Source organism: Streptococcus infantis (assembly GCF_964243025.1).
Taxonomy (GTDB): domain Bacteria; phylum Bacillota; class Bacilli; order Lactobacillales; family Streptococcaceae; genus Streptococcus; species Streptococcus infantis_N.
On the sequence record NZ_CAXTDJ010000003.1, the window covers coordinates 255,385 to 269,947 of the forward strand.

Annotated in this window: 13 protein-coding genes; 6 read left to right on the forward strand and 7 right to left on the reverse strand. The window is 41.0% G+C overall.

The features are described 5' to 3' along the window. The first annotated feature begins 113 nt into the window (after positions 1–113). The 4 genes from ACESNQ_RS05155 (at position 114) to ACESNQ_RS05170 (ending at position 3,396) form a co-directional block, all read left to right on the forward strand. Positions 114–1,058: a magnesium transporter CorA family protein gene (locus ACESNQ_RS05155; protein WP_000815631.1), complete on the forward strand. Its 945-nt coding sequence runs from the start codon at positions 114–116 to the stop codon at positions 1,056–1,058. A 12-nt stretch (positions 1,059–1,070) separates the two neighbouring features. Next, positions 1,071–1,745, forward strand: coding sequence for a DUF1129 domain-containing protein (locus ACESNQ_RS05160; protein ID WP_070458248.1), 675 nt, complete (start codon positions 1,071–1,073; stop codon positions 1,743–1,745). 199 nt (positions 1,746–1,944) lie between these two features. Next, positions 1,945–2,208, forward strand: coding sequence for a SemiSWEET family transporter (locus tag ACESNQ_RS05165; RefSeq protein ID WP_000166358.1), 264 nt, complete (start codon positions 1,945–1,947; stop codon positions 2,206–2,208). A gap of 150 nt (positions 2,209–2,358) precedes the next feature. Beyond that, entirely contained in the window at positions 2,359–3,396 is a 1,038-nt protein-coding gene (locus tag ACESNQ_RS05170) for a S66 family peptidase (protein ID WP_373075524.1), read from the forward strand. Positions 3,397–3,441: 45 nt separating this feature from the next. On the opposite strand, the gene ACESNQ_RS05175 is transcribed toward ACESNQ_RS05170, so the two are convergent. The 4 genes from ACESNQ_RS05175 to mutL form a co-directional block, all read right to left on the reverse strand. After that, on the reverse strand, positions 3,442–4,125 hold the full coding sequence (locus ACESNQ_RS05175) for a CPBP family intramembrane glutamic endopeptidase (RefSeq protein ID WP_373075526.1): 684 nt from the start codon (positions 4,123–4,125) through the stop codon (positions 3,442–3,444). A gap of 1 nt (position 4,126) precedes the next feature. Next, the gene (locus tag ACESNQ_RS05180) at positions 4,127–4,687 is read right to left on the reverse strand and encodes a DNA-3-methyladenine glycosylase I (protein ID WP_247913164.1); all 561 of its coding nucleotides are present in this window, start codon (positions 4,685–4,687) and stop codon (positions 4,127–4,129) included. Positions 4,688–4,696: 9 nt separating this feature from the next. Next, entirely contained in the window at positions 4,697–5,290 is a 594-nt protein-coding gene (gene ruvA, locus ACESNQ_RS05185) for a Holliday junction branch migration protein RuvA (protein WP_247913165.1), read from the reverse strand. 120 nt (positions 5,291–5,410) lie between these two features. Continuing rightward, positions 5,411–7,360, reverse strand: a complete 1,950-nt coding sequence (mutL, locus tag ACESNQ_RS05190) for a DNA mismatch repair endonuclease MutL (protein WP_373075529.1) — start codon at positions 7,358–7,360, stop codon at positions 5,411–5,413. Positions 7,361–7,542: 182 nt separating this feature from the next. Between mutL and tyrS the strand changes: the two genes are divergently transcribed. Beyond that, a complete protein-coding gene (gene tyrS / locus ACESNQ_RS05195) occupies positions 7,543–8,799 on the forward strand; it encodes a tyrosine--tRNA ligase (protein WP_373075531.1) in 1,257 nt (418 codons plus the stop codon). Positions 8,800–8,875: 76 nt separating this feature from the next. Here tyrS and ACESNQ_RS05200 read toward each other — a convergent pair whose 3' ends face one another. Beyond that, positions 8,876–10,939: a heavy metal translocating P-type ATPase gene (locus ACESNQ_RS05200; protein WP_373075533.1), complete on the reverse strand. Its 2,064-nt coding sequence runs from the start codon at positions 10,937–10,939 to the stop codon at positions 8,876–8,878. 1 nt (position 10,940) lies between these two features. Then, positions 10,941–11,219, reverse strand: coding sequence for a DUF6110 family protein (locus ACESNQ_RS05205; protein WP_000910902.1), 279 nt, complete (start codon positions 11,217–11,219; stop codon positions 10,941–10,943). Between the two features lie 151 nt (positions 11,220–11,370). On the opposite strand from ACESNQ_RS05205, the gene ACESNQ_RS05210 reads away from it, so the two are divergent. Then, positions 11,371–12,219: a putative RNA methyltransferase gene (locus ACESNQ_RS05210; RefSeq protein WP_371620680.1), complete on the forward strand. Its 849-nt coding sequence runs from the start codon at positions 11,371–11,373 to the stop codon at positions 12,217–12,219. 69 nt (positions 12,220–12,288) lie between these two features. Here ACESNQ_RS05210 and glgP read toward each other — a convergent pair whose 3' ends face one another. Continuing rightward, positions 12,289–14,547 carry a glycogen/starch/alpha-glucan family phosphorylase gene (gene glgP, locus ACESNQ_RS05215; protein WP_373075535.1) on the reverse strand — a complete coding sequence of 753 codons (2,259 nt, stop codon included), beginning with the start codon at positions 14,545–14,547 and terminating at the stop codon, positions 12,289–12,291. Positions 14,548–14,563 lie beyond the last annotated feature (16 nt).

Genomic DNA, 14,563 nt, shown 5'->3' on the forward strand with positions numbered 1-14,563 from the left:
CCATTATACCAAAAAAAGTGAAATTCTATTACCAAAAAAGCCGATTTTGTAGTATAATAGTACGGTGCTAAAAATCACTGAAACACGGATTAGATTAGGAAAGGATAGGAGATATGAAGCAAGTCTTTCTCTCAACTACAACTGAATTTAAAGAGATCGATACGCTCCAGCCGGGCACTTGGATCAATCTCGTCAATCCTACTCAAAGCGAATCGATGGAAATCGCCTCTGCCTTTGATATTGATATAGCTGACCTCCGTGCACCACTCGATGCGGAAGAGATGTCTCGTATTACTATCGAAGATGAGTACACCTTGATTATCGTGGACGTCCCAATCACAGAAGAAAGAAATAATCAAACCTACTATGTGACTATTCCCTTGGGGATTATCATCACAGAAGAGGCTATCATCACCACCTGCTTGGAGCCTCTCCCACTTCTTGATGTCTTTATCAATCGTAGACTTCGGAATTTCTATACCTTCATGCGTTCGCGCTTCATCTTCCAAATCCTATACCGCAACGCGGAGATTTACCTAACTGCCCTCCGTTCGATTGAACGTAAGAGTGAGCAGATTGAAAGTCAACTTCACAAATCTACTCGAAACGAAGAATTGATTGAACTCATGGAGTTGGAAAAGACTATCGTCTACTTCAAAGCTTCACTTAAGACAAATGAGCGCGTGATTAAAAAATTGACCAGCGCAACTAGCAATATCAAGAAATATCTCGAAGACGAAGACTTACTGGAAGATACCTTGATTGAAACGCAACAGGCCATCGAGATGGCGGACATCTATGGAAACGTCCTTCACTCTATGACAGAGACCTTTGCTTCTATCATTTCAAATAACCAGAACAATATCATGAAAACCTTGGCACTTGTGACTATCGTTATGTCCATCCCGACCATGATTTTCTCAGCTTACGGAATGAACTTTAAGGATAATGAAATTCCTTTAAACGGAGAACCGCATGCTTTCTGGCTCATCGTCTTTATCGCCTTTGCTATGAGTGTTTCTCTCACTCTTTACCTCATCCATAAAAAATGGTTCTAAACAGGAGTTATTATGTCACAGATTGATTTAAAAGAATTAACCAAGAAAAACCAAGAATTTATCCACATTGCAACCCAACAGTTTCTTAAAGATGGAAAAACCGACACTGAAATCAAGGCTATTCTTGAAGAAGTGATTCCTCACATCCTTGAAGAACAACCAAAAGGTGTGACCGCTCGTTCTATCTACGGAGCACCAACTCACTGGGCTCACAGCTTTAGCGAAAAAGAGCAATACGAGAAAGAACATCCAAAGGAAAATGACGATCCAAAATTGATGATGTTGGATTCAGCCCTTTTCATCACAGGACTGTTTGCAGTGGTTAGCGCCTTGATGAGCTTCTTCTCAAACCAACCCGTAGCTTACGGATTGGTAACACTTATCAGTGTAGGGGCCTTTGGTGGAGTTGCCTTCTACCTTCTCTATCACTTCATCTACCGCTACTACGGACCAGATACTGACCGTAGCCAACGCCCTCCATTCTGGAAATCACTTTTAGTTATGTTAGCGACTATGTTTGCTTGGGTCTTCATCCTCTTCTTGAGTAACTTCCTTCCACAAGCCATCAACATTAGTCTCCCACCACTTGTTTTGTTGGTAATCGGTGGAGCTCTCCTTGCCCTACGTTTCTACCTCAAAAAACGTTTCAACATTAAGAGTGCAAGTGCAGGACCTGCTAGATATTAAGATAAACAATAAAAGTAGTGTGTTTTGTAGACAGACTACTTTTTTTATAGTTCCAAATCATTTTTTGATTCTCCAAAGAAAAGTAGCTACATTTTCTAAAAACGTTCTAATATAAAGTCTTTCCTTAGAATCCCGAGGTTTTTCCTTGAATCCAAGTTGTTTTTCTGTTATACTAATAAAATAATAAGGAGAAATATATATGACTAAACAGAGAATTAATCAAATTGTTGGTTCAATTGGTGCCTTTATCGGAATTATTGTATTTATAGCCTACATCCCTCAAATTTTTGCCAATTTACAAGGAAACAAAGCTCAACCATTCCAACCTTTATCTGCCGCAATCTCTTGCTTAATCTGGGTCATTTATGGATGGACAAAAGAGCCTAAGAAAGATTGGATTCTAATCATTCCAAACTCGGCCGGGGTTGTCCTTGGCGGACTGACCTTCCTTACTGCTCTATAAGAATGCAACTACTATAAAAAGCAACCACATCGAACGGTTGCTTTTTTACTACTTTCGTGATCTAAAAGCCATTTTCTGATTCTAATTCTTGTTGTTTCTCCTCATCTTTTGTGATACAATAGCATCAATTTATTTCTAGGAGGATGAGATATGGTTTCTACTATTGGTATTGTTAGTTTGTCTAGTGGCATTATCGGAGAAGACTTTGTCAAACACGAAGTGGACTTGGGTATTCAACGTCTCAAGGATCTAGGACTCAATCCTATCTTTTTGCCCCATTCGTTAAAAGGCTTAGACTTTATCAAGGACCATCCTGAAGCACGTGCGGAGGATTTGATGCAAGCCTTTTCTGATGATAGTATCGACATGATCCTATGCGCCATCGGTGGAGATGATACCTATCGTTTGTTGCCCTACCTTTTTGAAAATGACCAACTAGAAAAAGTTATCAAACAAAAGATTTTTCTTGGTTTCTCAGATACAACCATGAACCATCTCATGTTGCATAAACTAGGTGTTAAAACTTTTTATGGTCAATCCTTTTTAGCAGACATTTGTGAATTAGACAAAGAAATGTTAGCCTATAGCCTTCACTACTTTAAAGAATTGATTGAGACGGGAAGAATCTCAGAAATCCGCCCTAGTGACGTTTGGTATGAGGAACGAACTGACTTCAGTCCCAAAGCTCTAGGAACACCTCGTATCAATCATACAAATACTGGTTTTGACTTGTTACAAGGAAATGCCCAGTTCGAGGGAGAAATCCTCGGTGGTTGCCTCGAATCTCTCTACGATATCTTTGACAACTCTCGATACGCAGACAGCACGGAGCTCTGCCAAAAATACAAACTTTTCCCTGACTTGTCAGACTGGGAAGGAAAGATCCTCTTGCTAGAGACAAGCGAAGAAAAGCCTGAGCCAGAATATTTCAAAAAGATGTTGCAGACTTTAAAGGAAACTGGGATATTCGAGGTCATCAGCGGACTCTTGGTCGGAAAGCCAATGGATGAAACCTTTTATGACGACTATAAGGAAGCACTACTGGACATCATTGACAGTAATATCCCGATTGTCTATAATCTGAATGTCGGCCATGCGACACCAAGAGCAATTGTTCCCTTTGGAGTCCACGCGTATGTAGACGCAACGGAGCAAGTCATTCGCTTTGACTATAACAAAGAAAGCTGAGATGAATTTCTCAGCTTTTTCTCATTATCATTACTGGCATTTTCATCACATACTACTGATAGCTACAATGATCAAGGCGAGGCTGTTGCCTAACATATGAACCAGTAAGGGATAGTAGACATTCTCCTTTTCTTTCACATAAATGATAGAAAAGGCAAAGCCACCACCTAGGTATCCGACTGCACCAATCCACTCTGACAAAGACAAACTGTGCATATGGATTAAAGCAAAGGCAAGTGCGACTATAAAGATACTCAGCCAAGTTGGCAGACTTCTTCTCAAATATCTCAATAGAATTTGACGGAATAAGAGTTCTTCCATCAAAGGTCCAATGATGCAGGCAAAAACCGCTATCAGTAGTGGTTGTTCTTGAAAGATGCTTTGAAGATTCGACTGATTTAGACTTTGTCCGTCCAGTCCCAAAAACTGCCTCAACATTTCTGATATAGAGCCAAAGACAACAGTCATCAGAATAAGAAAGAGGCAGCCTTTTAAAACGCCAAAGAAGAATTTTCTTTTAGTCTTTCTGATCTCATTCCATTGTTGAATCAATCTATCCTTGCACAAGAAAGAGCCATATAGAGCTAATACTACATAGAGTAGATAATGTAGATAATTCGCAATGGCAGATGGCATCAAAGCAGCCAGCAATTTCACACCACCAAACACAAAGAGAACTGTATAAAGAATCGCAAAAATCAGAATTCCCTTATTTTTGTTAGACTTCATTTCACTTTCCCTTCCATTCACAATCATTCTCGTGGTCGTCAACCAGACCTGCAGCCTGCAGATAGGACAAGACAGCGACTGGTCCAGTGAACTTAAAACCACATTTTTTGAGATCCTTGGATATTTTTTCAGACAAAGGCGTTTTGGCTGGTGCTTGACTGTAGTCCGGGATATCATTAACGATGGTTTTTCCATCTACAAAAGACCAGAGATAAGCATCAAAAGAGCCATACTCTTTCTGAACTTGTAGAAAGGCCTGGGCATTAGCTCGCGTCGCAAATATCTTGGCGCGATGACGAATGATAGCTGGATTGTCTAACAAAGATTCCAGCTCTTCATCCGTCATGTCTGCAACAGCTTGAATTTGGTAACCATGAAAAGCTTGACGGAAGGCTTGGCGTTTATTGAGCACCGTTTCCCAAGACAGGCCTGCCTGATAGGTCTCCATACACAACAACTCAAACAATGCTTGATCATCATGTAGGGGTTGGCCCCACTCTTCATCATGGTAGGCTACATACAGAGGGTTGTTCATTTTAACCCAGCCACAGCGTTTTGGCATAGACTTCTCCTATTTCACCAACATCTTGAGAGCAGATTTAATGTAATTTTCTGCTGTATCTGTCGTTCCTTCAAAGAATTTCTTGATTTTCTTAAGCTCAGCCGCCTTGTAGCCCAAGGCCAACATGGCTTCCATGGCTTCTTCCAATTCTTGGTTGTCGTTGCTAGATGGAATAGCAGTCTTAGCAGGGAAGTCATCACCTGCCACAACCACCTTACCTTCTAGGTCCAAAACCATCTGTTGGGCTGTTTTCTTGCCGATCTTCGGAAACTTGGTCAAGTAAGTGATGTTCTTGCTTTCGATAGCTTGGACAAGGCCTGCATTGTCATCAGCTGCAATAATGGCAAGAGCTGATACAGGACCAATGCCCGACACCGAAATCAAACTGAGAAAGAGTTTTTTCTCGTCTTCCGAACGGAAACCGTAAAGCAGGTGAGCATCTTCGCGAACGACTTGATGCACATAGATTTGCGCTTCTTGGTTGACTTGTCCTGAGTAAGCATAGGGGTTAGCCACGTGCAAAATGTAGCCGATGCCGTTTGCTTCTAGGACGATGTATTTAGCAGTAATTTTGGTAATAATACCCTTTAGATATTCGTACATAATTTTCCCTTCAATTTATACTCAATGAAAATCAAAGAGTAAACTAGGAAGCTAACCGTAGGCATAACTTGAGTTAGGCAAGGTAAGGCTGACGCAGTTTAAAGAGATTTTCGAAGAGTATTAGTATTTTCCTAGTTCTCGTAGGCTAGTATGATTTTCTTGAATGCGACGGAACATCTTTTCCATATCTGACTTGGTAAAGTGGACCAAAACAGGACGTCCGTGGGGACAATTGTATGGGTTGTCGCATTGAGAGAGTTGATAGAGAAGCTGTCTGGCTGAGTGGTCATCGATACGATGGTTGGCCTTGATTGACCGTTTGCAGGACATCATAATGGCCAGCTCTGCTCGGTATTTCTTGATAGAAACTTCCTTTGTCAAAAGGAGCATATCACACATCTCATAGATACCAGACTCGATTTCCTCTTCTGCCATCCAAATAGGATGTTCCCGAAGGATGAATTGATTCTCACCATATTCTGCTAGAAAGACTCCCACTTCCTCTAAAAGAGGCATTCTTTCCTTGAGACGAAGGGCATCATCCGCTGGAAATTCGAAGATGTAAGGCACTAGGAGCTGCTGCTGGCTCTGGTCAACATTGCCAATACTTTCGCGATACTCCTCATACTTAACCCGTTCCTGAGCCGCGTGCTGATCTATGATGTAGAGCCCATCTCGACCTTGGGCAAAGAGGTAGGTTCCGTGCATCTGACCGAAAAATTCCAACTCTGGGAAGCTAGACGACTCTTCCCTTTCCAGCTTATCATAAGCCTTATCCAAACTAGCTAGATCTAACTCTGGATGATCTAGTTGATCGTAACTAACAAGTTTTCTCTCTGCAAAATGCAGTTTGGCTGGTTTGGTTATCTGGTCTAAGGTTTCCTTAGCAAACAGATTCAAATCCTGTTTCTCTTCAGTCAGATTCACCTGATAATCAGCCACCTCAGCTTGGCTAGGTCTTGTCGGCTCAGTTTGCTCATAGTAAAGAGTGTTTTCTTTGAGTGGGAGAATGGTCTGCTCCACCTTTTCACGATTGCGAACAGTAGATTTGGCCAGATTTTCCAAGGCATCTGGTATCAAGGTTTGTTCCTTGAGACTATTAGAAATAGCTTCTGAAACCAGCGTCATCAGTTCTTTTTCCTTGGAAATCCGCACCTCTTGCTTGGTTGGATGCACATTGACATCTGCCAGATATGGGTCAATCTGGATATGAATCACAGCCAGCGGGAACCGCCCCACCATGAGCTTACTGCCGTAACCATCTAAAATAGCACGATTGAGCAGGAAGTTTTTGATATAACGGCCATTGATAAAAAGACTGATATAGTTACGATTAGCCCGTGTCAATTCAGGCAATGAGACAAAACCAGAAATTTCAAAATCGAGGTCAGCATTCTCAATTTCAACCATTTTTTTGGCACTGGCTAAACCATAAATCCCAGCAATGGCTTGGCGCAGTTGACCCGTACCAGCTGTTCGTGTCATTTCCTTACCATCACTAATCAGACTAAAGGAAATCTCCGGATGGGCTAGCCCCAAACGGTTGACAATATCAATGATGTGAGACAACTCCGCCTGCTGATTCTTCATATACTTGAGACGAGCTGGTGTGTTGAAAAAGAGGTCCTCCACACAAACCTTAGTTCCCACAGGACTGGTCGCTGGAATGATTTCCTCAACTTCTCCCCCACGAGCGACTAGCTTGGTCCCGTGACTTGCACCATCCACCGCTGTCAACAAAGTCAAAACACTGACAGATGCGATAGAGGGCAGGGCTTCACCACGAAAACCCAGCGTGCGAATCCGAAAGAGATCTGCCTGATTCTTAATCTTACTGGTTGCATGACGACGCAGAGCCAACTCGACTTCATCGTGGGCAATCCCGTGACCATTATCGGTAATTTGGATTTTCTTAAGACCAGCTTCTTCGATCTCAACGATAATCTGGCTTGAGCCAGCATCGATAGCATTTTCAACCAACTCTTTAACTACGCTGGCAGGACGCTCGATAACTTCTCCTGCTGCAATTTGGTTGGCCAATACTTCTGGCAATTCAATAATATGAGACATTTTTCAGCCCCTTTCTTAACGATTTTTTCTATTTCTCTGAAAATAAGCTAGTGCTATTATACCATATTTCACTCGTTTCCAAAAAAGTCCAAGTAGCAACTTTCTTCCCGATTTTACTAGGTTATTTGCCAAGTTTGTGGTAAAATAGGTAGAAATAATATTTTAAAAAGGAGAAAAGACACATGCACATTTTTGATGAGCTAAAAGAGCGTGGTTTGATTTTTCAAACGACTGATGAAGAAGCTTTGCGTAAAGCCCTAGAAGAAGGTCAAGTTTCTTATTATACTGGCTACGATCCAACTGCTGACAGCCTTCACCTAGGCCACCTTGTTGCAATCTTGACAAGTCGTCGCTTGCAGTTAGCAGGTCACAAACCATATGCGCTCGTTGGCGGTGCTACAGGTCTCATCGGAGATCCGTCCTTCAAAGATGCTGAACGTAGTCTCCAAACAAAAGACACAGTGGATGGCTGGGTCAAATCTATCCAAGGACAACTTTCTCGCTTTCTTGACTTTGAAAATGGTGAAAATAAAGCTGTCATGGTCAACAACTACGACTGGTTTGGCAGTATCAGCTTCATTGACTTCCTCCGTGATATCGGAAAATACTTCACTGTCAACTACATGATGAGCAAGGAGTCTGTGAAGAAACGGATTGAAACAGGGATTTCTTACACTGAGTTTGCCTACCAAATCATGCAAGGTTATGACTTCTTTGTTTTGAACCAAGAGCACAATGTAACCCTTCAAATCGGTGGTTCTGACCAATGGGGAAATATGACTGCTGGTACAGAGTTGCTTCGTCGTAAGGCTGATAAGACTGGTCACGTTATCACTGTTCCACTCATCACAGACGCAACTGGCAAGAAATTTGGTAAATCTGAAGGAAACGCTGTTTGGCTCAACCCTGAAAAGACTTCTCCATACGAAATGTACCAATTCTGGATGAACGTCATGGACGCTGACGCTGTTCGCTTCTTGAAAATCTTTACTTTCTTGTCACTTGATGAGATTGAAGACATCCGTAAACAATTTGAAGCGGCTCCACACGAACGCTCGGCTCAAAAAGTCTTGGCTCGTGAAGTCGTGACTCTTGTTCACGGAGAAGAAGCCTACAAAGAAGCCCTTAACATCACTGAACAACTCTTTGCCGGAAATATCAAAAACCTTTCTGTCAAAGAACTTAAACAAGGACTTCGTGGCGTGCCAAACTACCAGGTACAAGCAGACGAAAACCACAACATCGTAGAACTTCTCGTATCATCTGGTGTTGTTAATTCAAAACGCCAAGCCCGTGAAGACGTCCAAAACGGAGCTATCTACGTCAACGGTGACCGCATCCAAGACCTTGACTATGTCTTGAGTGACGCTGATAAGTTAGAGAACGAACTGACTGTTATCCGTCGTGGGAAGAAAAAATACTTTGTATTGACCTACTAAACTGTTCAACATTTATCTATAAATAAAGGAGTTAACCTCGAGAAAGGTAACTCCTTTTTGTTGTTGATAACCTCATCTATCTAGTTTTAATAGACAGGCTACGCAGTACAATGCGTAAGGTTGTTAGATTATGTAAGATAGAGAGATTTGAAGGACTGAGCCAGTTAAACAAGCCAAAGCCAATCAAACTACTATTTACGACAACGGTATCTTGAATATTCTTCTTAATGAGTGTTTGCAAAGATGATGATAGCGAATCCAACTCTTGGAAGAAATCCAAACGATTATCTAACAATAAGATATCACTCATCTGCTTAGAAATATCTGCACTCTCATTCATCACCACACCGATATCTGATAGGGTTAGAGCCGCTGAGTCATTCAATCCATCTCCAACCATCAAAATAGTGTGACCTGCTTTCTGCAGTTCCTCTACTAACTCAAATTTCCCATCAGGTTTCAAGTCTGTATATACCTGATCAAAGGGCAAATCTTTGACTAATTCCTCTGTCCTAACCAAGGTGTCCCCTGTTGCCAGAATCAATTTTTTCCCCTGTGCCTTAAGTTTATCCAAGGCTGTTTTTGCTTCTTTTCTCAAAGGAGTATGAATGCAGAACATTCCAATCAATTCATTCTGATAAGCCAAGAATAAGAGATTGTAGTGACTCTTGTACTCTTCAATTAAAGCATTTTGTTCTGAACTGATATGAATCTGCTCATCCTGCATCAAGACATAATTCCCAATAAGAACTGGTTGGCCATCTATATGAGATTTGATCCCCTTGCTTGCGATATATTGGAGTTTCCCATGCATTTCCTCATGTTCAATCCCCTCTATCTCAGCTTGCTTGACGATGGCATTAGCAATAGGATGATAAATGTGTTCCTCAAGACAGGCACTGATTCTGAGAATATCTTCCTCACTATAGTCTCCAAAAGGTAACACCTTTTCAACTATCGGATAGCTAGTTGTGATTGTTCCCGTCTTATCAAACAAGAAAGTATCAACTTCCAGATATTTCTCCAAAACATCTCCATCCTTAATCACCATTTCACGGTTCAACCCCTCCTTGATAGCTGTCAAATAAGCTACAGGAGTAGAGATTTTCAAAGCGCAGGAGAAATCGACCAATAGGAAAGAAATAGCCTTAGAAAAAGAACCTGTCAATAGGTAAGTCAGTCCAGCCCCCAAGAAATTATATTTGACGACCTTGTCCGCCATTTTGATGAAATAGCGTTGTTTCGTTTTCTTGTTTTCTTCAGATTTCTTCATCAACTCAATCAGTTGTAAAACCCGGCTGTTCATCTGATTATCGGTTACACGAATGCGTAACTCTCCAGTTTCTAATACTGTATTTGCACAAACCAAATCAGACTCTCTTTTTTCAACTGGAAAACTCTCTCCCGTCAAGGAACTTTCGTTGACCATACCTAAACCTGAAACTACTTGTCCATCAAACAGAATTTCATTTCCTTGAGATAAGACCAAAACATCTCCTATTTGAACATCGGAACTCTTGATACTAACAACCGTATCGCCCTGTACTAGGAATACATCGCTCTCTTTTGCAAGAAGACTCTGTTCTAAATCTGTTGCAGTTTTTTTCAAGGACCACTGATCTAAATGATTCCCCAAATCAAGCATAAACATGATGTTGCTAGCAGTCTTGGATTGATTCATGAACAAGGACAATAAAATCGCCGAACAGTCCAAAACCTCCATCGTTAGTTCCTTACGCGCTAGGATCTGATAAGCTTCTTTGACATACCCCAGAGCCTGATAACAAGTCCATATATAGCGAATAGGAGACGGTACAAGACTACGAAAAAGCACACGCTTAATCGCTGCACCTGAAACAATAGAATAGGCACTATCTTCTCTACGAATGGGAAGAGTCATCAACTCAGAAACTTTCCCTCTATCAATTCTTTTTAAAAAGGCTTCTGCATTATCTAATACAGAAAAGCCTTCTTTTATACGTAGAGTAAAGTGCTGTTGATCCATGTAAAACTGGATAGACTCAATTCCTTTTTCATCTCTCGCCAAGGAACGAAGATAGTCTTGAATATCCAAGGTGAGTGAAAAAGAAGATGATAGTCGGATATGTTGGTATCCTCTATGTAGCACTTTAAAAGACATATTATTCCCCTATCAGGCTATCTAATTGCTCTTCTTTTTTCTCTTGCTCATACAAATATTTAGCATCTTGCAAGACATCGTCTCCATGTTGTTTTACAATGGAAACAGATGCATCCAATTCATCTTTCAATTTGTAAGCTTTAGCCAAAGCTTTAGAATAACCTTTTTTAGCTTCCTTACTTGCTAAGATTTTCAAACCAAGAGTGCCAAATGCTACACCACCCAAAAAGAGTGATGATTTTTTCGCAACTTTTGCGACGCTTAATACTTCTTTTAACATACTTATTTCCTCCTTATCATTATTATATAGCAATTTAGATATAAAAGCAATTTCATTCTATAAATTGGAGAATTAATTTTATTTCTACTGAATCTCCCATCTACTTATTCCTAAGGTTGCTTTCATTTGCCTCTTTTGATACACTTAAACTATGAATACAAACCTCAAACCAAAACTTCAACGTTTTGCTACTGCTAGTTCCTTTTCCTGCCCCATCTGCCAAGAAGATCTCACCTTGGTAGAGTCTAGCCTTAAGTGTAGCAACCGCCATTCTTTTGATCTGGCAAAATTCGGCTATGTCAATCTGGCACCGCAAATCAAACAATCCACCAACTATGACAAGGAAAATTTTCAAAACCGTCAACAAATCCTAGAAGCTGGTTTTTATCAAACTATTTTAGAAACCATCTCAGACCTGCTTACAAATTCTAAAACTAACCAAACAATTTTAGATATCGGCTGTGGCGAGGGATTCTACTCTCGAAAACTCCAAGAAAGTCACTCTGACAAAATCTTCTATTCCTTTGATATTTCTAAAGATTCCGTCCAAATCGCTGCTAAGAGTGAACCCAACTGGGCAGTCAATTGGTTTGTTGGTGACCTAGCTCGTCTTCCTATAAAAGACGCTAGTATGGATATCCTGCTCGATATCTTCTCGCCTGCCAACTACGGAGAATTTCAAAGAGTATTATCAAAAGACGGCATCTTGATTAAGGTCATCCCGACTGAAAATCACCTCAAAGAAATCCGCCAAATGGTGCAAGATCAGCTGACAAAGAAGGACTATTCCAACCAAGATATCAAAGAACATTTCCAGGAACATTTCAGCATTCAATCTAGCCAAACGGCCTCTCTGACCAAACCTATCACGGCTGAGCAACGCCAAGCTTTGCTTGCCATGACGCCCCTTCTCTTTCATGTTGACCAGACCAAGATTGACTGGAGCCAACTGACAGAGATTACTATCGAAGCAGAGATTCTGGTCGGAAAAGCACTGTAAATTAGTTTAAATATGAAAAAACGCACCTTAAATAGATGCGTTTTGTTTTACAATCTGATGTAATGTATCTTAGTTCAAGTGCCAGATATCTTCGTTATACTGAGCGATTGTACGGTCAGATGAGAAGAATCCTGCTTTAGAAATGTTAACGATAACTTTGTCCAACCATGCGTCACGGTCTTCGTAGTCAGCCAACATTTGCTCTTTAACTTTGATGTAGTCTTCCAAGTCAAGAAGAGTCATGAACCAGTCTTTGTTGATTAATTCGTTATAAAGACGTTCCAAGCGTTCAATCTTACCAACTGCAAGAACAGCGTCGCTCACGATAAAGTCAACCAATGGTTTGATCGCTTTACGAGCGTAGAATTCGCTTGATTTGTAAGCTGATTTTGCGTAAAGATCGATAACAGTTTCTGAATCTTCACCGAAGATGTAGATGTTTTCATCGCCAACCAACTCAGCGATTTCCACGTTAGCCCCGTCCATAGTACCAAGAGTCAAAGCTCCGTTCAACATGAATTTCATGTTACCAGTACCTGAAGCCTCCTTAGAAGCAAGTGAGATTTGTTCAGAGATATCACATGCTGGAATCAAGAAGCTTGCTGCAGTAACGTTGTAGTTTTCAACCATAACCACTTGTAAGTGTGGTGCAACTGCTGGGTCATTAGCAATCACTTCTGACAAGCAAAGGATCAAGTGGATGATGTCTTGAGCAATTGTGTAGGCAGGGGCTGCTTTACCACCAAAGAAGACTGTGATTGGACGAGCAGGGATGTTACCAGCCTTGATGTCAAGGTATTTATGGATAACATACAAAGCGTTCATTTGTTGACGTTTGTACTCGTGAAGACGTTTGATTTGGATGTCAAAGATAGAGTTTGTATTGATTTCCACACCTTGGTGCTCTTTCAAGTGACGAGCCAATTTACGTTTGTTGTGAGATTTGATGCTTTCAAATTTTTCTTTGACAGCAGCCTTGTCTTCGTATGAAAGAAGGTCTTCCAATTTAGAAGCTTCATGGTGCCATTCGTGGCCAAGAATCTCATCCAAGTAGTGAGACAAGCTTGGGTTCGCATGCATAAGCCAACGACGGAATGTGATACCGTTTGTTTTGTTGTTGAATTTTTCTGGGTAGATATCGTAGAAAGCTTTCAACTCTGAGTTCTTCAAGATTTCAGTGTGAAGAGCGGCAACCCCGTTTACGCTGTATCCATAGTGGATATCCATGTGGGCCATGTGTACACGATCGTTTTCATCAATGATTTGAACAGCTGGATCTTTGTATTCTGCTTTAACACGACGGTCCAATTCTTTGATGATTGGTACCAAGTGAGGAACCACTTCTTCCAAGAATTCAAGAGGCCATTTTTCAAGGGCTTCAGCAAGGATTGTATGGTTTGTGTAAGCAGTCATGCTACGAACGATAGAGATTGCTTCATCAAGTTCGATACCACGTTCAGTCAAAAGACGGATCAATTCAGGAATCACCATTGATGGGTGAGTATCGTTGATTTGTACAACTGCGTAGTCAGCAAGGTCATGCAAGTTGCTTCCTTTTTCGATTGCTTCATCGATGATCAATTGTGCACCGTTTGAAACCATGAAGTATTGTTGGAAGATACGGAGCAATTCACCTTGTTTGTCGCTATCGTCTGGGTAAAGGAAAAGAGTCAAGTTGTGAGCGATGTCTGTCTTATCAAAGTTAATGCCATCTTCAATGATAGATGAATCAACTGAATCCAAGTCAAACAAACGCAAGCGGTTTTTCGTAGCAGTTTTGTAACCAGGTACATCGATATCGTAAAGAGTAGATGTCAATGTAAAGTGTGCAAATGGCACTTGGTAGCTACGGCTTGAGCGAACCAACCAGTTTTGGTCAGTCAACCAAGCGTTAGGAATAGTTTCTTGTTGGTTGTTTTTAAGCACTTGTTGGAAAAGACCAAAGTGGTAGTTCAAACCAACACCGTCACCGTTCAATCCAAGTGTAGCGATTGAGTCGATAAAGCAGGCTGCCAAACGTCCCAAACCACCATTACCAAGTGATGGTTCCAATTCTACTTCTTCGATTTCGATCAACTCTTTACCTGCGTCAGCAAGTTCTTTTTTAACTTCGTCATAAAGACCAAGGTTAATCAAGTTGTTTGACAAGAGTTTACCAATCAAGAACTCAGCTGAGATGTAGTAAACTTTTTTCTTACCAGTGTTCACTGGTTTTTGGCTGCTTGCAAGTTTGCTGTAGTTAAGAAGAGCAAGGTAAAGCTCCTCATTGCTACATTCTGCGATAGATTTATTGTAACGATTTTGTACAAATTCTTTTAATGGTAACATTTTTTGTGTCTCCTGA